The sequence below is a fragment of the Erwinia sp. PME.40.26/001 genome (assembly GCF_055556675.1).
Map to the genome: position 1 here is coordinate 479,903 of NZ_JBVHNP010000002.1, position 26,614 is coordinate 506,516.

17 protein-coding genes are annotated in these 26,614 nt (G+C 57.2%); 12 read left to right on the forward strand and 5 right to left on the reverse strand.

Annotated features, from left to right (window positions below):
* Positions 1-231: 231 nt before the first annotated feature.
* The 8 genes from ACZ3HG_RS09715 (at position 232) to ACZ3HG_RS09750 (ending at position 15,363) form a co-directional block, all read left to right on the forward strand.
* Complete coding sequence (locus ACZ3HG_RS09715; protein WP_191934056.1) at positions 232-420, forward strand: toxin-antitoxin system HicB family antitoxin; 189 nt, start codon at positions 232-234, stop codon at positions 418-420.
* 195 nt (positions 421-615) lie between these two features.
* Positions 616-1,746, forward strand: coding sequence for an efflux RND transporter periplasmic adaptor subunit (locus ACZ3HG_RS09720; protein WP_465332746.1), 1,131 nt, complete (start codon positions 616-618; stop codon positions 1,744-1,746).
* A 15-nt stretch (positions 1,747-1,761) separates the two neighbouring features.
* Positions 1,762-4,890 (forward strand): efflux RND transporter permease subunit, encoded by a 3,129-nt coding sequence (locus ACZ3HG_RS09725; protein WP_465332747.1) that lies wholly within the window; start codon positions 1,762-1,764, stop codon positions 4,888-4,890.
* On the forward strand, positions 4,880-6,283 hold the full coding sequence (locus tag ACZ3HG_RS09730) for an efflux transporter outer membrane subunit (protein ID WP_274604363.1): 1,404 nt from the start codon (positions 4,880-4,882) through the stop codon (positions 6,281-6,283). Before ACZ3HG_RS09725 ends, ACZ3HG_RS09730 begins: the two co-directional genes overlap by 11 nt.
* A 207-nt stretch (positions 6,284-6,490) precedes the next feature.
* On the forward strand, positions 6,491-7,714 hold the full coding sequence (locus ACZ3HG_RS09735) for an MdtA/MuxA family multidrug efflux RND transporter periplasmic adaptor subunit (protein ID WP_465332748.1): 1,224 nt from the start codon (positions 6,491-6,493) through the stop codon (positions 7,712-7,714).
* Positions 7,711-10,869: an efflux RND transporter permease subunit gene (locus tag ACZ3HG_RS09740; protein ID WP_465332749.1), complete on the forward strand. Its 3,159-nt coding sequence runs from the start codon at positions 7,711-7,713 to the stop codon at positions 10,867-10,869. Before ACZ3HG_RS09735 ends, ACZ3HG_RS09740 begins: the two co-directional genes overlap by 4 nt.
* A complete protein-coding gene (locus ACZ3HG_RS09745; protein ID WP_465332750.1) occupies positions 10,866-13,964 on the forward strand; it encodes an efflux RND transporter permease subunit in 3,099 nt (1,032 codons plus the stop codon). Before ACZ3HG_RS09740 ends, ACZ3HG_RS09745 begins: the two co-directional genes overlap by 4 nt.
* Before the next feature lie 10 nt (positions 13,965-13,974).
* A complete protein-coding gene (locus ACZ3HG_RS09750; RefSeq protein WP_465332751.1) occupies positions 13,975-15,363 on the forward strand; it encodes an efflux transporter outer membrane subunit in 1,389 nt (462 codons plus the stop codon).
* Positions 15,364-15,423: 60 nt separating this feature from the next.
* Here ACZ3HG_RS09750 and ACZ3HG_RS09755 read toward each other — a convergent pair whose 3' ends face one another.
* Positions 15,424-15,624, reverse strand: coding sequence for a hypothetical protein (locus tag ACZ3HG_RS09755; RefSeq protein WP_465332752.1), 201 nt, complete (start codon positions 15,622-15,624; stop codon positions 15,424-15,426).
* 778 nt (positions 15,625-16,402) lie between these two features.
* On the opposite strand from ACZ3HG_RS09755, the gene aas reads away from it, so the two are divergent.
* Both aas and lplT read left to right on the forward strand, forming a co-directional pair.
* The gene (gene aas / locus ACZ3HG_RS09760) at positions 16,403-18,559 is read left to right on the forward strand and encodes a bifunctional acyl-ACP--phospholipid O-acyltransferase/long-chain-fatty-acid--ACP ligase (RefSeq protein WP_465332753.1); all 2,157 of its coding nucleotides are present in this window, start codon (positions 16,403-16,405) and stop codon (positions 18,557-18,559) included.
* Positions 18,556-19,773, forward strand: coding sequence for a lysophospholipid transporter LplT (gene lplT, locus ACZ3HG_RS09765; protein WP_191933934.1), 1,218 nt, complete (start codon positions 18,556-18,558; stop codon positions 19,771-19,773). Before aas ends, lplT begins: the two co-directional genes overlap by 4 nt.
* A 54-nt stretch (positions 19,774-19,827) precedes the next feature.
* Here lplT and ACZ3HG_RS09770 read toward each other — a convergent pair whose 3' ends face one another.
* The 4 genes from ACZ3HG_RS09770 to mutH form a co-directional block, all read right to left on the reverse strand.
* Positions 19,828-20,868 (reverse strand): NADP(H)-dependent aldo-keto reductase, encoded by a 1,041-nt coding sequence (locus ACZ3HG_RS09770; protein WP_465332754.1) that lies wholly within the window; start codon positions 20,866-20,868, stop codon positions 19,828-19,830.
* 202 nt (positions 20,869-21,070) lie between these two features.
* A complete protein-coding gene (locus ACZ3HG_RS09775) occupies positions 21,071-21,286 on the reverse strand; it encodes a YgdI/YgdR family lipoprotein (RefSeq protein ID WP_191933936.1) in 216 nt (71 codons plus the stop codon).
* A gap of 168 nt (positions 21,287-21,454) precedes the next feature.
* The gene (locus ACZ3HG_RS09780; protein WP_191933937.1) at positions 21,455-22,165 is read right to left on the reverse strand and encodes a TerC family protein; all 711 of its coding nucleotides are present in this window, start codon (positions 22,163-22,165) and stop codon (positions 21,455-21,457) included.
* 88 nt (positions 22,166-22,253) lie between these two features.
* A complete protein-coding gene (gene mutH, locus ACZ3HG_RS09785) occupies positions 22,254-22,940 on the reverse strand; it encodes a DNA mismatch repair endonuclease MutH (protein WP_191934058.1) in 687 nt (228 codons plus the stop codon).
* 685 nt (positions 22,941-23,625) lie between these two features.
* Here mutH and rppH point away from each other — a divergent pair.
* Together rppH and ptsP are read left to right on the forward strand one after the other, a co-directional pair.
* A complete protein-coding gene (rppH, locus tag ACZ3HG_RS09790; RefSeq protein WP_156286951.1) occupies positions 23,626-24,153 on the forward strand; it encodes an RNA pyrophosphohydrolase in 528 nt (175 codons plus the stop codon).
* Positions 24,154-24,165: 12 nt separating this feature from the next.
* Positions 24,166-26,412 carry a phosphoenolpyruvate--protein phosphotransferase gene (gene ptsP / locus ACZ3HG_RS09795; RefSeq protein WP_191933938.1) on the forward strand — a complete coding sequence of 749 codons (2,247 nt, stop codon included), beginning with the start codon at positions 24,166-24,168 and terminating at the stop codon, positions 26,410-26,412.
* The last annotated feature ends 202 nt before the right edge of the window (positions 26,413-26,614 follow it).

Here is a 26,614-nt window from a genome sequence, read left to right on the forward strand (position 1 = left end):
ATGCGTGGGTTTTTTTATCTTTACGCCCTCTGTTGCCTGCCGACTTGTTACAGCGGTGAAATTCGCTGACAACTTTTCCTTACCACATACACTAATCGGCAAAATAAACCTCGTCCATCGCGCTACTGTGATGCCACCACGGTGCGGTACGCATTCCATTGCATCGTGTCAGCCCCCTGAGGTGTTGGTAGCGCTGCAGGGGGCGTTTTTCACCTTCAGGAACCGACGATGATGCCGAAACTTAAAGACAGGACGCCCAAAACCGGCGGCCGTTCAGCGGCTTTTCAGCTACGCATTCACCCTGAACTCCATGACCAGCTGAGGGTGCTGACGGACAATGAAAATGTGACGCTTGCCTGCTGGCTGAAAGAGCTGGCACGGCGTGAACTCAGGAGGAGAGGAATCGAACCACAGGGCTAGTCAGAGCCGTTATCGCGGGAGCAACAGGGCGGCATCCGTCGATGCGAACAGCACGACCGGTTTACTCGTCGCGTTTCGATAGAAAACTTAGCAGACACTTAACAAGCCAGATTTTTGCCCCCGCTATAATGCTTTTCTTTTATGAGAATAATCACTCTCGTTATTAATTTAAATCATTCTAATTGAGACTTCACCATGCGCTTAAGGATCCTTTCCGCGAGTTTAGTTTTTGTGCTGTCTGCCTGTGACCAGACAGCGGCACCTTCCGGCGATGTGCCGGTTAATGTGGGGGTCAGCACGCTGAAAAGCGAAGCCGTTACCCTGTTCACTCAGTTGCCCGGCCGGACTACGGCGGTGCGCACGGCAGAAGTGCGCCCGCAGGTCAGCGGTATCGTGCTGAAACGCCTGTTTAAAGAGGGGAGCGAGGTCAAAGCCGGACAGCCTCTCTATCAGATCGACCCGGCGAGCTATCAGGCGACCTACGATAAAGCCATGGCTACCCTGATTAACGCGGATAAAGTCGCTGCACGCTACAAACCGCTGGCTGCCGCCCATGCCATCAGTCAGCAGACTTACGATGATGCTGTTGCCACGGCTCGTGAGGCGAGGGCGGATGTGGAAACAGCGCGGGTCAATCTGAACTACACCCATGTCCGGGCACCCATCACCGGGCATATCGGTCGCTCCCTCGCCACGGAGGGGGCACTGGTAACGAACGGCCAGAGCAGCTACATGAGTCTGATCCAGCAGCTTGACCCGATCTATGTGGACGTCAGCGAGTCGTCGCTCGATCTGCTGGCACAGCGCCGCGCGCTGGCAAACGGGCAGATGAAAAAAGCCGGAGACAATGCGGCAGCGGTGACGCTCACGCTGGAGGACGGTTCTCCCTACCCACTGGAGGGGCGACTGGAGTTCTCCGAAGTGACGGTAGATGAAAGTACCGGCAGCGTCACCATGCGTGCCGCCTTCCCCAACCCGCAGCGCAATCTTCTGCCGGGGATGTTTGTTCACGCCAGCTTCCCCCAGGGCGTGGCAGAGCAGGGCATTCTGGTACCGCAGGAGTCGATTATGCACGACACCAAAGGTCGGCCGTATGTCTATCTGGTAGATGCGAAAAACCGTATCACCGAGCAGCAGATCGTCACGGGCCAGATGCTGGGCAACAAATGGCTGGTGAATGCCGGTCTGAAGTCGGGCGACAGGGTCGTGGTCAACGGCCTGCAGAGCGTTCATCCGGGATCGCGGGTATCAACCAGCGCCAGTGAGAGTCAGAGGCCGGAAGCATCAAAGGCAAATCTGACCACCGCCGACCCGTCGGCTCAGTAAGTAAAGGAAACGTGGATGTCTAAATTTTTTATTGAACGCCCTATTTTTGCCTGGGTGATTGCCATTGTGGTGATGCTGGTCGGGGGGCTGTCGATTCTCAGCCTGCCTGTGAACCAGTATCCGAATATCGCGCCGCCGGCGATTTCGGTCCAGGTCGCCTACCCTGGTGCCAGCGCAGAAACCACACAGAATACGGTGGTGCAGGTTATTGAACAGCAGCTTAACGGGCTGGATCACCTGCGCTATATCGAATCGCAGAGCAACAGTGACGGCAGCGCCACGATTATCGTCACCTTCAACCAGGGTACCGATCCGGATATCGCTCAGGTTCAGGTGCAGAATAAGGTCTCGCTGGCCGAGTCACAGCTACCGACTGAAGTGGTTAATCAGGGGATTAATATCCGTAAATACCAGTCCAACTTTATGCTGGTTGTCGGGCTGACATCGAGTAATCCTAACCTGAGCAACGGCGATCTTGCTGACCTGATGGTGTCGAAATTACAGGACCCGATCGCCCGCAGTAACGGCGTGGGTGACTTTATGGTGATGGGGTCAGAATACGGAATGCGTATCTGGCTGGACCCGGCAAAACTGTATAAATACCAGCTGGTCCCCAGCGATATTACAACGGCCATCAGTCAGCAGAACGTGCAGGTCTCCAGCGGTAAGCTGGCCGGCTTGCCGACGGTGAATGGAGCCCGATTCAGCGCTACCGTGGTGGGCAAAACGCGTTTGCAGTCGGTGGAGCAGTTTAAAAATATCCTGCTGAAGGTCAACCCTGATGGCTCTCAGGTGCGCCTGCGTGATGTGGGTGGCATCGATCTGGGGCCGCAGGATTACAGCATCTCGGCCACCTACAACGGTGAGCCCTCGGTGGGGATTGCGCTGCGTCTCGCCAGCGGCGGTAACGTGCTGGATGCGATCAACAACGTGCGCAAAACTGTCAACGGCATCAAACCCTTCCTGCCCGAAGGGGTGAAAGTGAACTTCCCCTACGATACCTCGCCGGTCGTCAGCGCCTCGATTAAAGAGGTGGTAAAGACCCTGGTTGAGGCGATCGTTTTGGTGTTCCTGGTTATGTTGCTGTTTTTACAAAACCTGCGGGCGACGCTGATCACCACCATGGTCGTGCCGGTCGTCCTGCTGGGCACCTTCGGTATTCTCGCGGCTTGCGGTTACACCATCAACATTCTGACGATGTTCGGCATGGTGCTGGCCATCGGCCTGCTGGTGGATGACGCCATCGTGGTGGTAGAAAACGTCGAGCGTGTAATGCACGACGAGGGACTCGACCCGAAAGCGGCCACCATAAAATCCATGCAGCAGATCCAGGGCGCCCTGCTGGGTATTGCCCTCGTCCTGTCGGCGGTACTGCTGCCGATGGCCTTCTTTAGTGGTTCTACCGGTGTGATTTACCGCCAGTTTTCGATCACCATCGTGTCGGCGATGGCACTCTCCGTGCTGATGGCGATGATCTTTACCCCGGCGCTGTGTGCCACCTTACTGAAAGCCAGCTCCGCCGAACATAAAAACACCGGGATGGCTGGCTGGTTTAACCGTAAGTTTGATGCCGGCACGCTGCGCTACACCCGCAGCGTTGGGGTGGTGATCTCCAGGCGCTATCTGTTCCTGCTGATCTATCTGGGCATCGTGGTGGCCACCGGCTATCTGTTCACGCGCGTACCCACTTCATTCCTGCCGGATGAGGATCAGGGGGTCATGATGGTGCAGGTAACGCTGCCGGCCAATGCTTCCAGCGAACGCACACAGGAGGTACTGAATAACATTGGCGGCTGGCTGCTGAAAAATGAACCGGAAGTCAGATCCGTGTTTTCACCGAACGGATTCAGCTTTGCCGGACGTGGGGAAAATACCGCCATGTCTTTCGTTCTGCTAAAACCCTGGGATCAGCGCAACAGTAACCAGTCGGTGGCCAAACTGGCACAGCGAACCATGGCGCACTTTGCCTCCCTGAAGGATGCCAAAGTGTTTGCCCTGGTGCCGCCTGCGGTCATGGAGCTGGGCAATGCGACCGGCTTTGACTTCTTCCTGCAGGATGTGAATAACCAGGGCCACGCGGCGCTGATGGCGGCGAGAAATCAGTTCCTCGCGATGGCGGCAAAAGACAAACGGCTGTTCGCCACCCGACCCAACGGCATGGAGGATGAACCGCAGTACCATCTGATCATTGACGATGAGCGGGCAAGGGCGCTGGGCCTGAACCTGGAAGATATCAACGACACGCTCTCCACCGCCTGGGGTTCCAATTATGTGAATCAGTTTATTTACAACGGCCGCGTGAAGAAAGTCTACGTGCAGGGGAATGCGGGTTCCCGCGTCACCCCGGAAGATCTGGACAAGTGGTACTTCCGCAACGCCAGCGGTGACATGGTGCCGTTCTCGGCGTTTGGCAGCGGTAAATGGGAATACGGTTCGCCACGCTATGAACGTTTCAACGGCGTGTCGGCGGTCGAAATTATGGGCTCCCCGGCTCCCGGCTACAGCTCCGGTGAGGCGGTCAAAGCGGTCAATGAGATCGCTGCCAGACTGCCCAAAGGCTTCAGCGTGCAGTGGCACGGCCTGTCCTATGAGGAACAGATGTCGGGCTCACAAACGCCTGCGCTGTATACCATTTCCATCCTGATGGTCTTCCTCTGCCTCGCCGCGCTGTATGAGAGCTGGTCGATCCCATTCTCGGTGCTGATGGTGGTACCGATGGGCGTGCTGGGGACGATTCTGGCCGTGCTGCTGCGCGGGCTGGAAAATGATGTTTTCTTCCAGGTGGGGCTGCTGACCACCGTCGGGCTGGCGGCAAAGAACGCCATTCTGATTGTTGAGTTCGCCAAGGATCTGCATGAGAACGAAGGTAAAGGGCTGGTGGATGCGGCGATGGAGGCGGCCAGACTGCGTATCCGGCCGATCATCATGACGTCGATGGCCTTTGTGCTCGGCGTGATGCCGCTCACCATCTCACACGGGGCAGGTGCCGGTAGCCAGCACTCCATCGGGACAGCCGTGGTGGGCGGGATGATCACCGCTACCTTCCTCGCTATCTTCTTTGTCCCGATGTTTTACGTTGCGGTTGCGCAGCATTTTGCTGGTAAAAGAAAATCGAAAACTGAGGTCGAAGAACATGATGCGTAACGCTTTTTCTCTGGGGATGTTACCACTGGCAGTCATACTGGCAGGCTGTACGATGGAGCCGGACTATCAGCGTCCGGCCCTGCCGGTGGCCGCGCATTATGACCAGAATAACCCCCTTGCCGGCAACGGTGCGGATATCCGCTGGCAGAACTTCTTTACCGATCCGGTAATGCACCGGTTGATCGCCAGTGCGCTGGCCAATAACCGCGATCTGCGCGTGGCGGCGCTTAACGTCGAAGTGGCGCGTTCACAGGTGCAGATTGACCGTGCGGCGCTGATGCCCTCCGTTGACTTCAACGGCAGTGATGACGTGACGCATCTGCCGGGTAACCTCTACAGTACGAAAAGCAGTGGGCCGGTTACCTACCGGCAGATGAATACCAGCCTGGGCGTAACGGCGTGGGAACTGGACTTCTTCGGTCGGCTGCGCAGCCTGCGCGATCAGGCGCTGGAAGCCTGGCTGGCCAGCGCGGCCACGCAGCGGGCTACGCAGATCAGCCTGATTGCCGAAGTGGCCTCGGGCTATCTTTCGCTCTGTGCGGATAATGCACTGCTGAAGCTGGCGCAGGATACGGCGAAGAGTCAGCAGGATTCCTACGATCTGACCAAACGCAGTTATGACGGCGGCGTGGCCAGCGAGCAGGACCTTGTGCAGGCCGAAACCTCGGTGCGGGCAGCACAGGCCGACATCGCCAGCTACAGTCGTCAGGTGCGACAGGACGTTAACGCCCTCAGGCTGCTGGTGGGCACCGAACTCCCGCCGGATTTACTGGCGGGGGCACATTTACAAAAGGCGTGGCACTTCCCGCCGACGCCGGCCGGACTCCCGTCCGATCTGCTGACGCGCCGCCCGGATATCATCGCCGCAGAACATACGCTGAAAGCGGCCAATGCCAACATCGGGGCGGCGCGCGCCGCCTTCTTTCCCAGCATCTCGCTCACCGCGGCGGGGGGCTCCACCTCCAGTACCTTCAGTCATCTGCTCTCTGGCGGAACGGCGGCCTGGTCGTTTGGCCCGGGTATCAACCTGCCGATCTTCGACGGCGGGGTGAATATGGCCAATCTGGATATCGCCAAACTGCAAAAACGCATTGAAATTGCAGACTATGAAAAAACCATTCAGACGGCATTTAAAGAGGTGGGGGACGCGCTGGCAGGACAGGAAACCTATCAGGATGAGCTAAAAGCACGGCAGTTGGATGAGGCGGCAAACCAGCGTAATTTCAGCTTCGCAGACGTGCGCTACCGTGAAGGCGTGGACAACTATCTTAACGTGCTGGTGGCGCAGCGCTCACTGTATGCCTCACAGCAGTCGCTGATCACCACGCGCCTGGGACAGCTCAACCAGCAGATAACGCTGTATAAGGCACTGGGAGGTGGCTGGAAATCGTGATGAAAACAGAGTGAATATTGCAGTTCTTACGAAAACCTTACGCCCCTCGTATAGAACCTCCGCAGATAATTAGATGATAATGGGAATTACTATCAACAAGTATTGATGGTGCCGCCGGTCAGCCAGGTCTGACCGACGTTAAATCCCAACTGCGCTGGACCTGTCAGCGCAGTTCTCTTTTTACTGCATCCTGAAGACGTTAACCCCATGATCGCGAACCTACCGAAGAAACCTCACTCCCGGCGAACTCAGTTTCTCTGCCTGATTATGCTGCTGATTGCTGTCGCACTGATCTGGCATTTCTGGCCGCAGGGGCATTCCGCCACGGGTACACCCGGCGGTATGCGGGGGCCGGGCGGGCCGGGAAAGACGGCGGGAATGACCACGCCTGTGCATACCGGTACGGTGGTGCAGGCCGATGTGCCGGTTTATCTCGATGCGCTGGGAACGGTGATCCCGAATGCAACGGTGACCGTCACCAGCCGGGTGGAGGGGCAGCTGGTACACGTCTACTTCAAAGAGGGGCAGAAAGTGGCGGCGGGGGAGTTGCTGGCACAGATTGACCCGCGCAGCTATCAGGCGACGCTGGCGCAGTATCAGGGCGAGCTTAATCAGAATCAGGCGCTGCTGAGAAGTGCGCAGCTGACGCTGGCGCGCTATCAGAAACTGTATGCTCAGGACTCGCTGGCGCGCCAGGATCTCGATACCCAGACCGCCACCGTCGGCCAGTACCGCGGTGCGGTGACAGCGGATCGGGCGCAGATTGACGCGGCAAAACTCAATATTGAATATGCCCGTATTACCGCCCCGATCGGCGGGCGGGTGGGCCTGCGCCTGGTGGACGCCGGTAATCAGGTACAGAGCAGTTCGACCACCGGGCTGGTGACCATTACCCAGACGCAGCCTGCAGCGGTCACCTTTAGCCTGCCCCAGAGCCATATCCCGACGCTGCTGGCCGCCCTGCACCATGACCGGACGCTGCCTGCGACCGCTTTTGATCAGCAGGGCAGCCGCGCGCTGGCGCAGGGGGCGGTGCAGTATATCAGTAACCAGATCGACACCAGCACCGGCTCGGTGGAGCTGAAAGCGCTGTTTGCCAACGGGGATGAGGCGCTGTATCCGAATCAGTTTGTGAATCTGCGTCTGCAAACCGGCACCCTCAAACAGGTTACGGTGATCCCTGCTCAGGCCCTGCAGCTGAGCAGCGATGGCAGTTTTGTCTATGTGGTGAATAAGGACAGCACAGTAAGCCGTAAAGCGGTGACCACCGGGCCGATCTTTGGCAGTGACCGTCAGGCGATCCTGCAGGGCGTCAGCGCCGGGGAGCGGGTAGTGACGGAAGGGATAGACCGTCTGTCCGACGGCAGTAAAGTCGCCGTGGTGACCGCGGAAGAGACGGCTGCCGCCAGCGCCGGTAAGAAAGCGCAATGAATCCGTCGCGCATTTTTATCGAACGCCCGGTGGCCACTATCCTGCTGATGATGGGCGTGCTGATTTCCGGTATTTTTGCTTACCGCACGCTCTCCACCTCGGCGCTGCCGCAGGTGGACTACCCGACCATTCAGGTCACCACGCTCTATCCCGGTGCCAGCCCGGACGTCATGGCTTCATCGGTAACGGCCCCTCTGGAACGCCAGCTCGGACAGATGTCCGGTCTGAGCCAGATGTCCTCCAGCAGCGCCAGCGGATCGTCAGTGATCTCACTGAAATTCTCGCTCGACCTGTCGCTGGACGTGGCCGAACAGGAAGTGCAGGCGGCAATCAACGCCGCCGACAGCCTGCTCCCTGACGACCTGCCTAATCCGCCGACCTATAAGAAGGTTAATCCGGCAGACAGTGCGGTGATCACTCTGGCCGCCAGCTCGGATACGCTGCCCCTGACCCGGGTTCAGGACCTGGTAAACACCCGTATTGCCCTGAAGCTGTCGCAGATTTCCGGGGTCGGTATGGTGACGCTGGCGGGGGGCCACCAGCCGGCCATCCGCCTGCAGATGGACCCGAAAGCACTGGCGGCACACGGCCTGACGCTGGAAGACGTGAATACGCTGATCGGTAACAGCAACGTTAACGGCTCGAAGGGCGGGTTTGACGGCCAGTACCACTCAGTGACCATTGATGCCAATGACCAGCTACGCACCGCCGCGGAATACGGCAATCTGATCCTTACCTGGAAAAACGGGGCGGCGCTGCGCCTGCGCGACCTGGCGCATATCGAAGAAGCCGCAGAGAATACCTGGCAGTCGGCGTGGGCTGACAATCAGCCGGCGATTGTTATCAGCGTGCAGCGCCAGCCCGGGGCGAACGTTATCTCAGTGGTGGACAGTATTAAAGCACAGCTGCCGGCGTTACAGGCGGCAATGCCGGACGGGGTTCGGGTGAGGATACTCTCTGACCGCACCCAGACCATTCGCGCCTCCATCAGCGATGTGCAGTTTGAGTTGATGCTGTCGATTGCGCTGGTGGTCATGGTGACGTTCCTGTTCCTGCGCAACGTGGCGGCCACGCTGATCCCCAGCGTAACCGTACCGCTGTCGCTGGTCGGCACCTTTGGGGTGATGTACCTGGCTGGTTTCAGCCTGAATAATCTCTCGCTGATGGCCCTGACCGTTGCCACTGGCTTTGTGATTGACGATGCCATCGTGGTAGTGGAGAACATTTCCCGCCGTCTGGAAAAGGGGGAAAGCCCGCTGGAAGCGGCGCTGAAAGGCTCGGCCCAGATCGGCTTTACCCTTATTTCTCTGACTTTTTCCCTGATTGCGGTGCTGATCCCGCTGTTGTTTATGGGGGATGTCGTCGGGCGGCTCTTTCGCGAATTTGCCATCACGCTGGCGGTGTCGATCCTCGTTTCCCTGCTGGTGTCGCTGACGCTGACACCGATGCTGTGTGCGACACTGTTGCGCCCGGTTCCTGAAAATCGCCAGACGTGCTTCTATCGTAAGGGCGGCGAGTTTTTTGACCGGCTGGTGGCCGGGTACGATCGCCTGCTGACCGTCGTTCTCAACCATCAGCGTCTGACACTGCTGGTGTCGCTGGCCACGCTGATCCTTACTGTGCTGCTCTATCTGCTGGTGCCGAAAGGCTTCTTCCCGGCCCAGGATACCGGACTGATCCAGGGGGTAACGGTGGCCTCGCAGGATGTGTCATTTAAAGAGATGTCGCGGCGGCAGCAGCAGCTGGCGGCGATGATTTTGCAAAATCCGGCCGTCGGGAGCCTCTCCTCGACGGTAGGCATTGATGGCAGCAATACCAGCCTCAACAGTGGCCGCCTGCTGATTAACCTTAAACCGTTTGACCAGCGGGGCGAACGCGCGGATAGCGTCATCGCGCAGCTCCGGCAGGCGACGGCGGGCGTGCCGGGCATCGCGCTTTATCTGCAATCCGCACAGGATCTGACGGTTAACGACCAGGTCACGCCGGACCGCTACCAGCTAACGCTGGATGATGCGGACAGCCAGAACCTGGTGACCTGGTCACCGAAGCTGGTCAGTGCGCTGCGTCAGCGTCCCGAATTCAGCTCGGTGGTCAGTAATTTACAGGACCAGGGACAGGTGGCCTATGTCGAACTCAACCGTGATGCCGCCGCGCGCTTCGGCATCACGGCCTCCGACGTTGATACGGCACTGTATAACGCCTTCGGCCAGCGTCTGATTTCGACGATATTTACCCAGTCGAATCAGTATCGCGTTGTGCTGGAGGTGGCACCGGCATTCCGGCAGTCTCCGGCCTCGTTCGACGATATCTGGCTGCAACCGTCAGCCGACAGCAGCACCGCGACGTCAACAACTGACAGCGCCTCCACGACCCGCAGTTCGGCCAGCGGGATGGTCAAACTGACCTCGGTGGCAAGTATTCACCTGCGTACCGGTTCGCTGGTGCATATGCGTCTGAACCAGTTCCCGGCGGTGACGATCTCGTTCAATCTGAGTGACGGCTATTCACTGGAGCAGGCACAACAGGCGGTAAGCGAGGTCTCGGCCTCGCTGGCGGTGCCGCCGTCGGTGACGCTGCGCTACCAGGGGGAAGCCGCAGCCTTTCAGCGTGCCACCGGGAATACGCTGTGGCTGATCCTCGCCGCGCTGCTGACCATGTATGGGGTGCTGGGGATCCTCTACGAGAGCTTTATACATCCGGTGACCATTCTGTCAACGTTGCCCTCGGCGGCGGTGGGCGCTCTGCTGACGTTAATGCTGGCCGGCACGGAATTTAGCCTGATCGCGCTTATCGGAGTGATCCTGCTGATTGGCATAGTCAAAAAGAACGCCATTATGATGATCGACTTTGCCCTGGAGGCAGTTAAAACGCAGCACCTCGGTCCGCGAGAGGCGATCCACCAGGCCTGTCTTCAGCGCTTCCGTCCGATCCTGATGACCACCATGGCGGCGCTACTGGGTGCGCTGCCGCTGATGCTGGCCTCCGGCTCGGGGGCGGAGCTGCGCCAGCCGCTGGGGCTGGTGATCGTGGGCGGTCTGATCTTCAGCCAGGTGCTGACGCTGTTCTCCACCCCGGTGATCTACCTGTGGTTTGACGGCGTGTCACAGCGTATGAAACGCTATCTGCGCCGTCAGGCCGCACGGGGGCGTGAATGAGTCTGCCCCGCCTGTTTATTTTTCGTCCGGTGGCCACGCTGGTGTTGACGCTGGCCCTGGTGTTACTGGGGGCGCTGGGCTATCGCCTGCTGCCAGTGGCCCCGCTGCCAACCGTGGATTTTCCGACCATCATGGTGTCGGCAGAACTGCCCGGTGCCAGCCCGGAAACGATGGCTGCCACGGTAGCGACGCCGCTGGAGCGTGCGCTGGGGCAAATTGCCGGTATCTCTGAAATGACATCGGAGAGTTCGCAGGGCTCAACCAATATTATTCTGCAATTTGCCCTCAATCGCGATATCAATGGTGCCGCCCGCGACGTGCAGGCCGCGATCAACGCGGCACGCAGCCTGTTGCCCACCAGCATGCCGTCACTGCCAACGTATCAGAAGGCGAACCCGTCTGATGCGCCGGTGTTGATGATGGCGCTGTCGTCCACCACCCGAACCAGTGCTGAGCTGTACGATCTGGCTGACAGTAAAATTAAGCAGAAAGTCGCTCAGGTCAACGGGGTCGGGGACGTCTCCCTGCGCGGCAGCGCCCTGCCTGCCGTGCGCATTGATCTGCAACCGCAGCAGTTAAGTCAGTACGGCATCTCGCTGGACCGCGTACGGGAAGCGATTGCTGGCAGCACCACCAGCCTGCCGAAAGGGAGACTGGAGGGAAAAAACCAGTCCTGGATGGTGGATGGCAACGGGCAGCTTGACCAGGCCAGTCAGTACCGTAGCCTGGTCATCGCCTGGCGCAATGGCCGCGCGATCCGCCTGAACGATGTCGCCCACGTTTATGATGGGGTAGAGGACCGCTACAGCGCCGGGTTCTATAACGGTTCGCCGTCGGTCACTATCGGCGTTACCCGTTCAGCCGGGGCCAATATGCTGGAAACGATTGACGGTATTAAGGCCCAGCTGCCGCTGATAGAAAAAGATCTGCCCGCAGACGTCAAGCTGACCATGGTGGTTGACCGTTCGCCCAACGTGCGCGCCTCGCTCTATGAAACGGAAGAGACGCTGTTGATCGCCATGCTGCTGGTAATTGGCGTGGTATTCATCTTTCTGCGCGACATACGCGCGCTGATTATCCCGGCGTTGGCGCTGCCGGTGTCGCTGACGGGGACCTGTGCCGTGATGTATCTGTGCGGCTACAGCCTGGATAACCTGTCGCTGATGGCGCTGATTATCGCCACCGGGTTTGTCGTGGATGATGCCATCGTGGTGCTGGAAAACATTACCCGCCATATCGAAGAGGGGCTCAGTCCGGTGCGCGCTTCAGTCAAAGGTGCGCAGGAGGTGAGTTTCACCGTGCTGTCGATGACGCTATCGCTGGTGGCGGTGTTTATCCCGATCCTTCTGATGGGCAGCATCGTTGGCCGTCTGTTCCGCGAATTTGCCGTCACGCTGACCGCCTCGCTGATTATATCGATGCTGGTCTCCCTCAGCCTGACGCCGATGCTTTGTTCGCGTTTGCTGAAGCGTAAACCGGCGGTGACCAGGCGTCCGCACCCGCTTTATCAGGGGATTGAAAAGGGTCTGAATCACCTACTGGCGGGCTATGCCGTCGCCCTGGATTGGGTCATGCGCCATCAGCGCCTGACGATGTTCAGCCTGCTGCTGACGGTGATCCTCAACCTGTTTCTGTACTCGGTGGTGCAGAAAGGGTTCTTCCCGAATCAGGATACCGGCCTGCTGATGGGGATGCTGCGTGCCGACCAGAATGTGTCCTTTCAGGCGATGGAGCTGAAAGTTAAAGCCTTTGCTGCGATGATCGAAAACGATCCGGCGGTGGATGGCGTGATGTCCTCGATGGGCAGTGGGGCATTTGGCTCACGGAATACGGCGATGTTCTTCGTGCATCTGAAAGACGTCGATAAGCGCGAGGCTAATGCCAGCGAAGTGGCGAACCGCCTCAGCGGTAAAACACGGAATATCCCGGGTGTGGCACTGTTTCTGATGGCAGCGCAGGATCTGCATATTGGCGGGCGCAGCGCCAATGCCTCCTTTCAGTACAGCCTGCAGGCGGACAATCTTGATGCTCTGCGCATCTGGACGCCGAAAGTGAAGGCGGCGCTGGAACAGATCCCGCTGCTGACCAGCATCGACTCCGACGCGCAGACCGGGGGACAGGAGGTGATGATCAATATTGACCGCGACCGCGCCACGCGGCTGGGTGTGGACGTGCAGATGCTGGATGCCATGCTGAATAATGCCTTCAGCCAGCGGCAGGTGGCCACCCTGTACAAAACCCTTAACCAGTATCATGTGGTGATGTCTCTTAGCCCCGAATGGACGCGCGATGCAGATACCCTGAATAAGCTCCTGGTCATTAACGACAGCGGTGAACGTATCCCGCTGTCGGCCTTTGCCAGTATCAGCGGCAGCAATGCTCCGCTGTCCGTTAATCACCAGGGTCAGTCGGCCACCAGTACCTTTGCCTTTAACCTGACGGACGGGGCCTCGCTGGAACAGGCGCAGGTGGCAGTGAAAAACGCGATGGCAAAAATCGGCCTGCCGGATACCATTCAGGCGGGGTTTTCCGGAACGGCACAGGCCTTTGCCGAGCTGAGTGCGTCGATGCCGTGGTTAATCCTTGCCGCGCTGGCCGCCGTCTATATCGTGCTGGGAATGCTGTATGAAAGTTATCTTCATCCGCTGACGATCCTCTCTACGCTCCCCTCTGCCGGGGTTGGTGCGCTGTTGCTGATGATGCTGACCGGGACAGAGCTGACGGTGATCGCACTGATCGGCATTCTGCTGCTGGCAGGTATTGTGAAAAAGAACGCCATCATGATGGTTGATTTTGCCCTGGCCGCCGAGCGTAAGCAGGGGATGAGCCCGCAGCAGGCGATCACCCAGGCCTGTCTGATGCGTTTCCGGCCCATCATGATGACCACCCTGGCCGCGTTCTTTGGCGCTTTACCGCTGGCGCTCGGCAGCGGCGGTGATGCCGACCTGCGCAGCCCGCTGGGGCTGGCCATTGCCGGAGGACTTGCTCTGAGCCAGTTACTTACGCTGTTCACCACCCCGGTGGTGTACCTCTGTCTTGACCGCGTCGGTCTTGTCACAAAACACGCGTGGCAACGTCTGCGTCATGCGGATTAACCTGATGATAATGAAAAATAAACTTTCTCCTCTTATGCTGGCATTGCTGGTAAGCGGCTGTACCCTGGGGCCGGCCTATCAGCGTCCGACGGTACCGTCTTCACTCTCTTACAAAGAAGCCAGAGGCTGGCAGCAGGCCGAACCTCAGGATCAGGTCAGCAAAGGTGACTGGTGGGCGGTTTATCATGACAGCACGCTCGACCGACTGCTGCGCCAGGTAAGTATTTCGAATCAGAACGTCGCACAGTATGAGGCGCAGTATCGTCAGGCGCTGGCGCTGGCCTCTGGATCGCGCAGTGACCTGTTTCCGACCGTGACGGTAACCGGCAGTTCGACGCGCAGCGGAACTGCCAGCAGCAGCGACAGTGGGAATGCGGCGGGCAACAGCCATTCGCTGGAGGCGTCTGCCTCCTGGGAGCTGGATCTGTGGGGTAAACTGCGCCGCACGCTGGAAGAGAACCAGGCCAGCGCCGGTGCCAGTGCCGCTGCGCTGGCGAACATGACGCTCAGCGCCCAGTCGACGCTGGCGCAGGACTATTTTCAGCTGCGTATCCTTGACCAGCGCATTGCGCTGTATGAGAAAAGCGTGGCCGCTTATCAGCGTTATCTGACGGTCATTAACAACAAGTATCAGGCGGGCAGTGAATCGCGTGGTACCCTGGCCCAGGCGGAAACCCAACTGGAGAGCGCGCGCGCTTCAGCGCTGGATCTCAGCTGGCAGCGTGCTCAGCTGGAACATGCGATTGCCGTACTGATCGGGCAACCCCCGGCAGCATTCAGCCTGGCGGTAGCACCGTTGCAGGCCACGTTGCCTGCTATTCCTCCTGCACTGCCTGCGGATTTGCTTCAGCGCCGTCCTGATATTGCTCAGGCGGAGCGTACCGTGGCGGCGGCGAATGCGGCGGTGGGGGTGGCGATTGCCGGTTATTTCCCGGATCTGACGCTTAGCGCCAGCGCGGGGTATACGGGCTCCAGCTTTCGTCATCTGCTGACCTTACCTAATCGCGTCTGGTCGCTGGGGCCAGAACTGAGCGGCACGCTGCTGGATTTTGGTGCCACCTCGTCGAAGGTGGAGCAGGCAAGAGCCGCCTATGATGCAGATGTCGCCAGCTATCGACAGACCGTGCTGTCCGCCTTTGAAGAGGTGGAAAACGCCCTGGTGGCGCTACGTACCTTTGAGGCTGAAATGCAGGCACAGGAGCGGGCAGCCGCTTCAGCGCAGACATCAGCGTGGGTGACGGTGAATCAGTATCAGGCCGGAATGATTGATTATCTGGATGTCGCTACGACGGAGAATACCAGTCTGAACCAGCAGCAGAGTATGTTGACGTTGCAGAGTACACAGTGGGTAACCAGCGTGCAGTTGATGGTGGCCCTGGGAGGGGGGTGGACGCCCTGAAGCAGGCTATTCAGTATATCAGGCCACAGAAGTCTGTGGCCTGAGGCATTTCAGGTTAAATCAGAGTGTCCAACCGTTATCACGCGCAGTACATATAGGATCAAGGCTGATCTCTTTACACCATTTTAGAAACTCAACTTTTGCTGCTGGTGCGTACAACGGATCCAGATTCAACGCTTTATGCACTGACAGGAATTTTGCAAAATCTTGCCATCCAGCCCCTGAGACAAGGTTTATTTCATTAATGCTTAACGTTTTCATTTTATTACCCATAGGTTAATTAAAAGCCTGTACGTGTATACAGAATGTCATGCGTTATCTTTACTTAAGAGGCATTTGCATCGACTAGTAAAGGAAAGACCCGATACTGCCCCAGCCTGAAGATTTCAGGAGGCCCGGAGATCCATTCTATTTTCCTGGCACCAGTGATTGAAGTCTTTACGGAACTGGAGAGAAGAGACATAAGGATCGATGCCAGCTTCTTTTGCCTGCTAAATCATCGTAAAGAACTTATCCTGACTTGTGCCTGATACGGTGCTAAATTTGATTGCTGTTCGGCGTTTTCATCGTTTATTTCATTATGTTAATGTCTGAGTTTAAATCAATGTGAAAGATCCATTAATTTAAACGTGAGACTATTTTTAACAGCTTTTAGATCCAATGACGTAATTAGACGGCATTAAGTTTTTCTGTGCAATCGTAATAATGCTATATTCTTTTTTTGTTGGGTGAGAATTAATTTTTTATATTTTCTTCTTTTATTGGTTTTTCCGATTTTTCTGGTGTATTACGCTTTTTTTTGCAATGTATTGCATTATTTATTCGTGATTTTTGACTCCCGGTGTTTTAAAAAACGTGAATATCATTGTCAGCGCTGTGATTTTTCACAGTCCTGACCGGCACGACACGGATGATTTTAGTCTAGGACGATGATTTACTTTTTTTGCTGCTTTTTCTCTATTTATACTCAGTCACATATTGAGTTGGGCTGTCATATCCTGCATCGTTAGAGACAATTGTGATCCGCTATGGAGTCGGCATGTTGTTTACATTCTTTCGCGTTCTTTTTCGCATACTCTTTCGTACCCGTCTGACGGGTGAACTCTCAGGGCTGTACAAAGAGAAGGTGCTGATTACCCCTAATCATATGTCATTTATTGATGGCATCCTGCTGGCGGTGTTCCTGCCGGTGAAACCGGTGTTCGCCGTTTACTCCTCTATCAGTGAGCAGTGGTACATGCGTCTGCTGCGTCCCCTGATCGATTTCGTTCCGCTTGACCCGACAAAACCCATGTCTATCAAGCATCTGGTGCGGCTGATCGGCACCGGCCGTCCTGTAGTGATCTTCCCGGAAGGACGTATCACCGTCACCGGGTCGCTGATGAAAATTTATGACGGGGCGGGCTTCGTCGCTGCAAAATCTCAGGCGACCGTGGTGCCGTTGCGTATTGAAGGTGCCGAATACACGCCGTTTGGCCGCCTGGCGGGGGTGTTTAAACGACGCCTGTTCCCGCGCATCACCCTGACCGTTCTGCCTGCGACCACCATCCCGATGCCGGAAGCCCCGCGCGCACGCGATCGCCGACGTCTGGCGGGGGAGCACCTTCACCATATTATGATGGAAGCCCGCATGGCGGTGCGTCCGCGTGAAACCCTGTATCAGGCGTTTCTTTCCGCCCGCACCCGCTACGGGCTGTTTAAGCCCTGTGTGGAAGATGTCAGTTTTAAACCCGACAGCTATACCGGGTTGTTGAAAAAGGCGCTGGGCGTCGGTCGTATTCTGGAGCGCTACAGTCAGCCGGGTGAGTCTGTCGGCCTGCTGCTGCCGAATGCCACCGTCACGGCGGCGGCCATTCTCGGGGCATCGATGCGGGGGCGCATCCCGGCGATGCTGAACTACACCGCCGGGGTGAAAGGGCTGACCAGTGCCCTGAGCGCCGCCGAAGTGAAAACGGTGTTTACCTCACGCCAGTTCCTCGACAAGGGCAAGCTGTGGCACTTGCCGGAGGGCATTCCGCAGGTGCAGTGGGTCTATCTGGAAGATCTGAAAGAGACCGTCACTTTTCAGGATAAGCTGTGGATCCTGCGACACCTGCTGATGCCTGCGCAGGCCGAAGTAGCACAGCAGCCGGAAGATGCGGCGATGGTGCTGTTTACCTCCGGCTCAGAAGGTCATCCGAAAGGCGTCGTTCATTCACATAAAAGCCTGCTGGCGAACGTGGAGCAGATCCGCACCATCGCAGATTTTACCCCGCGCGACCGGTTTATGTCGGCACTGCCTCTGTTCCACGCCTTCGGCCTGACGGTCGGGCTGTTGACTCCGCTGATGACCGGGGCACAGGTGTTTCTTTATCCCAGCCCGCTGCATTACCGCATTGTGCCGGAGCTGGTTTATGACCGTAACTGTACCGTACTGTTCGGCACGTCGACCTTCCTTGGTAACTATGCGCGTTTTGCCAGTCCATATGATTTTGCCCGTCTGCGTTACGTAGTAGCCGGGGCAGAAAAACTGCAGGAGCAGACGCGCGAACTGTGGATGGAAAAATATGGCATCCGCATCCTCGAGGGCTACGGCGTTACCGAATGTGCGCCGGTGGTGGCCATTAACGTGCCGATGGCGGCCAAAACACATACCGTCGGGCGCATCCTGCCGGGCATGGATTCGCGTCTGATTGCCGTACCGGGTATCGAAAACGGTGGCCTGCTGCAGTTACGGGGTCCGAATATAATGAAAGGCTATCTGCGCGTCGAGCGGCCTGGCGTGCTGGAAGCCCCACAAGCGGATAATGGCGAAGGGCAGATGGAAGCGGGCTGGTATGATACCGGTGATATCGTCAGTTTTGATGAAGGTGGGTTCTGTCAGATTCAGGGACGTGTGAAGCGTTTTGCCAAAATTGCCGGGGAGATGGTCTCCCTGGAGATCGTCGAAACGATTGCCCGCAAAGCATCGGAAGACAAGCAGCACGCGGCTACCCTTAAACCGGACGGCAATCGCGGTGAGGCGTTGGTACTGTTTACCACCGACCCGCAGCTGACCCGCGAACAGCTGACCCGCGCCGCCCGTGAGCTGGGCAGCCCGGATCTGGCTGTCCCACGCGATATCCGCGTTCTGTCACAGCTGCCGCTGCTGGGCAGCGGTAAACCCGACTTTGTCACGCTGCGTGAAATGGCAGAAAAACCGGAGGATCAGGCATGAGCACTTCTCAGGTAAGCGGCCAGCCGCTGATGTCTAAGGGCATGATGGCGGTGATTGGCGCGCAGTTCTTCTCCGCGTTTGGCGATAATGCGCTGCTGTTTGCCACCCTGGCCGTGATGAAGTCGCTGGTTTACCCGGAGTGGAGTCAGCCGGTGTTGCAGATGATGTTTGTTGCCACCTACATCATTCTGGCCCCGTTTGTCGGCCAGCTGGCGGACAGCTTTGCGAAAGGGCGGGTAATGATGTTTGCTAACGCCCTTAAGCTGCTGGGGGCCCTGGTGATCTGCTTCGGATTTGATCCGTTCCTCGGTTACAGCCTGGTGGGCATTGGCGCTGCGGCTTATTCGCCAGCGAAGTATGGCATTCTGGGCGAACTGACCGGCGGAGAAACGTTGGTAAAGGCCAACGGCATGATGGAATCCTCGACCATTGCCGCTATATTGCTGGGTTCGGTGGCCGGGGGGTTCCTGGCTGACTGGAATCTGACGGCCGCCCTCGCCGCCTGCGTGCTGGCTTATGCGCTGGCGGTGGCAGCAAATGTGCTGATCCCTAAGCTGGATGCAGCGCGCGGCGGCCAGTCCTGGCACCCGGCCCGCATGTCTGCCAGCTTCTTCCGCGCCTGCGGCACGTTATGGCGCGATGGCGAAACGCGTTTTTCCCTGGTGGGCACCAGTCTGTTCTGGGGGGCCGGTGTGACCCTGCGTTTCCTGCTGGTACTCTGGGTGCCGGTCGCGCTGGGTATCAGCGATAATAAAACGCCGACGCTGCTGAACGCCATGGTGGCCATCGGTATCGTATTCGGGGCGATTGCCGCGGCGAAGCTGGTCACGCTGAAAACTGTCGGGCGCTGTATGCCTGCAGGCGTGCTGATTGGCGTGGCGGTGCTGGCCTTCTCGCTCCAGCATCAGGCCCTCAATGCCTACGTACTGCTGATAATTATCGGCATGCTCGGCGGCTTCTTTGTCGTACCGCTGAATGCGCTGTTGCAGATGCGTGGGAAAGACACGGTCGGGACAGGCAATGCGGTCGCCGTACAGAACCTCGGTGAAAATACCGCGATGCTGCTGATGCTCGGGCTCTATACGCTGGCGATTAAGTTCGGTGCTCCGCCGGTGGCGACGGGCGTCGGCTTCGGTGCGCTGTTTGCGCTGGCGATTGCGGTACTGTGGGGCTGGCAGCTGGCGCAGAAACGGAAAGTCACTGCCCGGCTCTGAGTTGTGACGAGGGTAACGCCAGGGCATATGGCTGCCCTGGCGGTAGCCGTCGAATTAAGGGGCCGGATAGGTAAAGCGACGATGGATCGCTTCCAGCCCTTCCAGTACCTCTTCATTCAGCGTCAGATCGTAGCTGTCGATGTTCATTTTTAACTGTTCCAGCGTGGTTGCCCCCAGTAAGGTGCTGGCGACAAACGGCTGCTGGCGTACAAAGGCCAGTGCCATCTGCGACGGATCCAGTCCGTGCTGCTTCGCCAGCGCGACATACTCGGTAATAGCCCCGACAGACTGTTCGCTGCTGTAGCGCTTGAAACGACTGAACAGGGTGTTACGCGCCCCGGTCGGCTGCGCGCCGTTAAGGTATTTCCCACTCAGTGTGCCAAAAGCCAGACTGGAATAGGCCAGCAGTTCGACGCCTTCATGCTGGCTGATTTCAGCCAGACCGACTTCAAAGCTGCGATTCAGCAGGCTGTAGGGATTCTGGATGCTGACGATACGCGGCAGTTCATGTTTCTCCGCCAGCTGCAGATAACGCATCACGCCCCACGGCGTTTCGTTCGACACGCCGATATAGCGGATTTTACCGGCACGCACCTGCTCAGCCAGCGCCTCCAGTGTTTCCAGTAGCGTCACGGTCGCTGCGCTGTCGGTGTACTCATAGTTCAGCTTGCCAAAACAGTTGGTCTGGCGCTGCGGCCAGTGCAGCTGATACAGATCGAGATAATCGGTATTCAGCCGCTTCAGGCTGGCATCCAGCGCGCTGCGTATATTTTTGCGATCCAGTGCCTGGCCCGGACGGATGGAGGCATCAGCGCCACGAATTGGCCCGGAGACTTTAGAGGCGAGGATAATCTTGTCGCGATTACCGCGTGCTGCCAGCCAGCTGCCGATATACTGCTCGGTCAGGCCCTGCGTTTCCGGGCGGGGCGGGACAGGATACATCTCGGCTGTATCAATCAGGTTGATGCCGCGGCTCAGGGCATAATCCAGTTGTGCATGGGCGTCGGCTTCGCTGTTTTGCTCACCAAACGTCATGGTGCCCAACCCCAGAGAACTGACTTCCAGGGTGCTGTGGGGGATACGGTGATAATGCATTGCCGGCTTCCTTTTTCATTATTCAAAGGTCAGGGACATCAGGGCGTCCGCAACAGGGGCTTTTTGCCTGGGACTGGCACGTGTCGCACCGAAAACCCGGTTTTTGACTATAACCGTGCTGAACGGGCGGGGGAAGGGGGGATTTATCGGGAAGTGCTACAGAGAGCCACCTTTACCGCGTGGGTCAGGTGGCAACGGGCGCTTAACGCTCAACAATCGATGAGACTTCGTCACCGTTGATCTGCTTTTCGTGACCGCTATCGTCCGTATATTTCACCAGGCCGGTCTCTTTATCGATCTGCGGCTTACCGTCGGTCATAATCATCTTGCCTTCTTTGGTCGCCATGACGTAGTCGCTGCTGCATCCGGACGTTAACACGGCCAGGCCGACGACTGCTGCACCCAAAATCCACTTCATACTTTTCTCCCCTCTTCATTACTCAACCGGTATCAGTGTAGTAATAAACTAATTTCCCTGTAACGATAATAGTATGAGTCTGAAAATAGACGTTGCGCACAACGTACCATTGACATGTTGACCTCATTATACCTTGCCCGGCCAGTGCGGGCGGGCAGGGCGATAATTTTACAGAGGACGCTTTTTATTGCGTGCCAGATTAAGGCATTCCACGGCCATGGAGAAGAACATAGCAAAGTAGATATAGCCTTTTGGAATGTGAATACTGAAACTTTCCAGCATCAGGGTGAAGCCGACCAGGATCAGGAACGCCAGCGCCAGCATTTTTACCGACGGATGACGGTCAACGAACTCACCGATAGCCCGGGCGGCAAACATCATCACCAGTACGGCAATCACCACGGCAGCCATCATGATAATCAGATGGTCGGAAAGACCGACGGCAGTGATCACTGAGTCCAGACTGAAGATGATATCCAGCACCATAATCTGCACGATGGCCCCGAAAAACGAATGCACTTTCGTCGTGTGTTCGCCACCTCCGCCCTCGATCGTTTCATGGATCTCCATGCTCGACTTCCAGAGCAGGAACAGCCCACCAAACAGCAGGATCAGATCACGGGCTGAGAAAGCGTGATCCATCAGGGTAAACAGCGGGTCGGTCAGACGAATAACCCAGGCAATAGAGGCCAGCAGACCAAGGCGCATTAACATGGCACCGGCCAGACCAATACGGCGGGCGGTATTTTGCTGATGCGCCGGCAGTTTGGCGACGACCAGCGAGAGGAAAATAATGTTATCTATCCCGAGAACAATCTCGAGGATCGTTAGCGTGCCCAGCGCGAGCCAGGCATTGGGATCGGCAATCCATTCAAACATGTTAAAAGCACACCTTAAACTTAAACGAAAGCTAAACGACGATTATACGCAAGGTTGACGACAGTGGGAAAATCTTTAGGACAATTTCTTAAAGAAGAAAATGCCGGGCCAGCAGCGGTGCAGTGAAGGTTTTTTTCAGATAAAAGCCGCGTGGGAGCGTCATGATGGGCTGGCCATCACGACCGATGCCCTCCGTCAGCGCCTTGCTGTTAGCCGCCTTGGGGCGGATTTGCAGTACTTCTCCATGCCGTGCGGTGATCTGTTCGACCTGGCCTAAGACGATCATATCCATCAACTCTTCCCAGTCGCGCTGCAGGCGCTGTTCCTCGCTGGCGTCGGGGCTCCACAGCAGGGGAGCGCCCACGTGACGTTGCGCCAGCGGGATGGCACGATCCCCTTCTACCGGGATCCACAGCACTCGCGTCAGTTTATGGCGTACGTGGCTGTTCTGCCAGGTGACGCCGCTGTTTCCGGTCAGCGGGGCGACGCAGACAAAGGTGGTTTCCAGCGGGCGGCCGGCGGCATCTACCGGGATGGTTTTTAGCTCAACGCCGATGCCGGCGAAGTCCTGCTCGGGTTTACTGCCTGCGCTGGCACCCAGATAACGTTCGAGCAGAAGCCCCACCCAGCCTTTGTCGCGCTTAAGATCGCGCGGCACGGGCAATAAGATCTGCTGAGCCAGTTCGCCGAGCGTATACCCGGCCAGCGCAGAGGCACGAGCCAGCAATTCTTCTTCATCCTGTGGAGGAGGAACGATGTGATACGGGTTAGTCATCATAAAGCCTGAGTTCTGTTCAAAAAATAGCCGCGTTTTGCCCACACAGGGAATCTGACTTACTCATCTGGGGAAAACACCAATAATAGCATGATAAACCATGTTTTTTTATTCCTTCATCCTCGCGAATTCACCCTGCTTCCCGTAGTTTTACCCGGGTTGCCACCGACAATGAACAGGATCACCGGGGTACTTATCCACAGAAAAGTGGGATAACTTCCCTTTTACAATAATACTGTTTCCATTTACAGCCTTGACGGCACGGTTTTTACCCCGTTTTGCGGTTTTCATGCCCAACTAATCGGCATATTCTGTGGATAACGTAGTAAGCGTTCGATCTTTCACCAGTTGACGATCCGGGCCAGATGACAAAGCGATGACAGCCGGGGGAAATGCTGTGATTAACGTCAAAACCTAATGATTAATATGGGTTTATTCTGAGTTTAAAAAACGGCGCTTTATCAGCGACAGAAAGTTTTCCCCATCTGTTAACAGAGTTCTGCACAAAGCTATCCACAGAAAACGTGAATAAGATCGCCTTTTTCTCCGCGTTTCTGTTTATAACTTTGTCAAAATGGACAAGTTATCCCAGCCTGGCATCGTCACATCGCCTGAAACCAGTGGTTTACCGTCTGTAAGGAGTATGAAACAATCAGAACATCCAGTTTTAGTTTGAGGTAGTCCGGTGATCGATGATGATGGCTACCGCCCGAATGTTGGTATCGTAATTTGTAACAAGCAGGGACAGGTGCTGTGGGCCAGACGATTTGGTCAGCACTCCTGGCAGTTCCCCCAGGGCGGTATTAACCCGGGGGAAACGGCGGAGCAGGCGATGTACCGCGAACTTTTCGAGGAAGTCGGTTTGAACCGCAAGGATGTCCGCATCCTTGCATCTACCCGTAACTGGTTACGATATAAGTTGCCAAAACGTTTGGTGCGTTGGGACACAAAGCCGGTTTGTATCGGCCAAAAACAGAAGTGGTATCTTCTGCAGCTGATGTGCAATGACGCGGATATCAATATGCAAACCAGCAGTACCCCAGAGTTTGATGGCTGGCGGTGGGTGAGTTTCTGGTATCCGGTTCGCCAGGTGGTCTCCTTTAAGCGCGACGTGTACCGACGCGTGATGAAAGAGTTTGCCGGCGTGGTTATGCCCCTGCAGGAGAATACCGTACAACGGAATACGCCAGGTTTTCGACGGAAGAGAGGTTAAGCCACGTAGATTATGCTCACACAGCTACGCGAAATAGTTGAGAAAGTGGCGGCAGCGCCCCGGCTTACCGAGGCGCTGGATATTTTGGTTAACGAAATCTGTCTGGCGATGCAAACCGAAGTGTGTTCGGTCTACCTCGCGGATCACGATCGTCGCTGCTACTACCTGATGGCTACGCGTGGGCTAAAAAAGCCGCGTGGGCGCACCGTCGCCCTGGCCTTTGATGAAGGGATTGTCGGGCTGGTGGGTCGACTGGCCGAGCCGATCAACCTTGCTGATGCGCAGAGTCACCCCAGTTTCAAATACATTCCCTCCGTAAAGGAAGAGCGTTTTCGCTCCTTCCTTGGCGTGCCGATTATCAGCCGCCGCCAGCTGCTTGGCGTGCTGGTGGTTCAGCAGCGTGAGCACCGTCAGTTTGACGAAAGTGAAGAGTCATTTCTGGTTACGCTGGCCACACAGATGGCGGCTATCCTCTCTCAGTCCCAGCTGAATGCCCTGTTTGGTCAATACCGGCAAACCCGCATCCGCGCACTGGCGGCAGCGCCTGGCGTTGCCGTCGCCCAGGGCTGGGTCGACTCCAGTCAGCCTTCGCTGGAAAATGTGTTCGCGGCCTCGACTCTCGATACCGTCAGAGAGCGTGAGCGGCTGGCGCTGGCAATGAGCGAGGCTTCCAGTGAGTTCCGCCGCTACAGCAAGCGTTTCACCGCCAGTATGCACAAAGAGAGTGCGGCGATATTTGATCTCTACTCTCACCTGTTAACCGACGCCAGGCTGAAAAAAGACCTGCTGGCGGAAATCGACGCCGGTTCCGTCGCCGAGTGGGCGGTGAAAAAAGTCATCGAGAAGTTTGCCGCCCAGTTCGCCAGCCTGCAGGACAGCTACCTGCGTGAGCGCTCCGGCGACCTGCGCGTACTGGGGCAGCGGCTGCTGTTTCACCTTGATGACACCATGCAGGGCACCAATACCTGGCCGGAACGCTTTGTGCTGGTGGCCGATGAGCTGACGGCCACCACCCTGGCCGAGCTGCCGCGTGACCGCCTGGCGGGCGTGGTGGTGCGCGATGGCGCGGCTAACTCTCATGCGGCCATCATGGTGCGGGCAATGGGGATCCCTACGGTGATGGGGGCCGATATTCAGCCCGAGCTGATGAAAGGACGTCTGCTGATCGTTGACGGCTATCGTGGCGAACTGCTGGTTGACCCGGAACCGGTGCTGGTGCAGGAATACCAGCGTCTGATCAGTGAAGAGAATGAACTCAGCCTGCTGGCGGAAGATTTTGTCTTCCTGCCTGGCGCACTGAAAAGCGGTGAGCCGGTCAAGGTGATGCTGAACGCGGGCCTGAGTGCAGAACATGAACAGATGGTGGGTAACCGGGTAGACGGCGTAGGCCTGTACCGTACCGAAATCCCCTTTATGCTGCAAAACGGCTTCCCATCGGAAGAGGAGCAGGTGGCGCAGTATCAGGGCATGTTGCAGCTGTTCCTCGATAAGCCGGTTACCCTGCGTACGCTGGATGTCGGTGCGGATAAACAGCTGCCGTATATGCCAATCAGTGAAGAGAACCCGTGCCTGGGCTGGCGGGGGATCCGCCTGACGCTCGACCAGCCGGAAATTTTCCTCGTACAACTGCGGGCCATGCTGCGGGCCAACGTGGCCAGTAATAATCTTAATATCCTGCTGCCAATGATCACCAGCCTGGAAGAGATTGATGAGGCAAGACGGCTGATCGCCCGTGCCGCGCGTGAAGTGGAAGAGATGCTCGGTTACACCATTCCGCAGCCGCGCATTGGTGTGATGGTCGAAGTGCCATCCATGATCTTTATGATTAGTCAGCTCAAAGGCCGGGTAGACTTTGTCTCCGTCGGCACCAACGATTTGACGCAGTACCTGCTGGCGGTCGATCGTAATAATACCCGGGTGGCCAGCCTGTATGACAGCCTGCATCCCGCCATGCTGCGCGCGTTAAAAAGTATTGCAGAAGAGACACAGCGTGCGGGGATAGAGCTTTGTTTGTGCGGTGAAATGGCCGGTGACCCGATGTGCGTAGCGCTGTTGGTGGGAATGGGGTATCACCATCTGAGCATGAACGGCCGCAACGTAGCGCGGGTAAAATACCTGCTGAGTCATCTCGACCATGAAGAGGCGCAAACGCTGGCACAACGCGGGCTGGAAGCGCAGTTTGCCACCGAGGTGCGCCATCAGGTGGCGTCCTTTATGGAACGGCGGGGATTAGGCGGGTTGATTCGCGGCGGCAGGTGAAAGGGGTTTCAGGGCCGTTTGGGTTGCCAGTTTTTTCCTGCTCAAGCGCCGCGTGCTTGTGCATTATCCGCACGTTCAGCTGGCCGGGACAAGACGGCTGGCTGCGGGAATTCCTGAATCGTCATCACTCATGCTGTCTGCTTAACAAAGTTTACAGTTAGCTGAGAACGCAATAATTCGCATTATGCTATCATGCGCGCCT

Excerpts from the sequence above, each read along its gene's own strand:
- ACZ3HG_RS09745 (WP_465332750.1), top strand. The coding sequence starts at position 10,866 with ATGAGTCTGCCCCGCCTGTTTATTTTTCGTCCGGTGGCCACGCTGGTG.
- ptsP (WP_191933938.1), top strand. The coding sequence starts at position 24,166 with ATGCTCACACAGCTACGCGAAATAGTTGAGAAAGTGGCGGCAGCGCCC.
- ACZ3HG_RS09735 (WP_465332748.1), top strand. The coding sequence starts at position 6,491 with ATGATCGCGAACCTACCGAAGAAACCTCACTCCCGGCGAACTCAGTTT.
- lplT (WP_191933934.1), top strand. The coding sequence starts at position 18,556 with ATGAGCACTTCTCAGGTAAGCGGCCAGCCGCTGATGTCTAAGGGCATG.
- mutH (WP_191934058.1), bottom strand. The coding sequence starts at position 22,940 with ATGACTAACCCGTATCACATCGTTCCTCCTCCACAGGATGAAGAAGAA.
- ACZ3HG_RS09770 (WP_465332754.1), bottom strand. The coding sequence starts at position 20,868 with ATGCATTATCACCGTATCCCCCACAGCACCCTGGAAGTCAGTTCTCTG.
- ACZ3HG_RS09725 (WP_465332747.1), top strand. The coding sequence starts at position 1,762 with ATGTCTAAATTTTTTATTGAACGCCCTATTTTTGCCTGGGTGATTGCC.
- ACZ3HG_RS09715 (WP_191934056.1), top strand. The coding sequence starts at position 232 with ATGCCGAAACTTAAAGACAGGACGCCCAAAACCGGCGGCCGTTCAGCG.
- ACZ3HG_RS09730 (WP_274604363.1), top strand. The coding sequence starts at position 4,880 with ATGATGCGTAACGCTTTTTCTCTGGGGATGTTACCACTGGCAGTCATA.
- ACZ3HG_RS09755 (WP_465332752.1), bottom strand. The coding sequence starts at position 15,624 with ATGAAAACGTTAAGCATTAATGAAATAAACCTTGTCTCAGGGGCTGGA.
- ACZ3HG_RS09750 (WP_465332751.1), top strand. The coding sequence starts at position 13,975 with ATGAAAAATAAACTTTCTCCTCTTATGCTGGCATTGCTGGTAAGCGGC.
- ACZ3HG_RS09780 (WP_191933937.1), bottom strand. The coding sequence starts at position 22,165 with ATGTTTGAATGGATTGCCGATCCCAATGCCTGGCTCGCGCTGGGCACG.
- ACZ3HG_RS09720 (WP_465332746.1), top strand. The coding sequence starts at position 616 with ATGCGCTTAAGGATCCTTTCCGCGAGTTTAGTTTTTGTGCTGTCTGCC.
- aas (WP_465332753.1), top strand. The coding sequence starts at position 16,403 with ATGTTGTTTACATTCTTTCGCGTTCTTTTTCGCATACTCTTTCGTACC.
- ACZ3HG_RS09775 (WP_191933936.1), bottom strand. The coding sequence starts at position 21,286 with ATGAAGTGGATTTTGGGTGCAGCAGTCGTCGGCCTGGCCGTGTTAACG.
- ACZ3HG_RS09740 (WP_465332749.1), top strand. The coding sequence starts at position 7,711 with ATGAATCCGTCGCGCATTTTTATCGAACGCCCGGTGGCCACTATCCTG.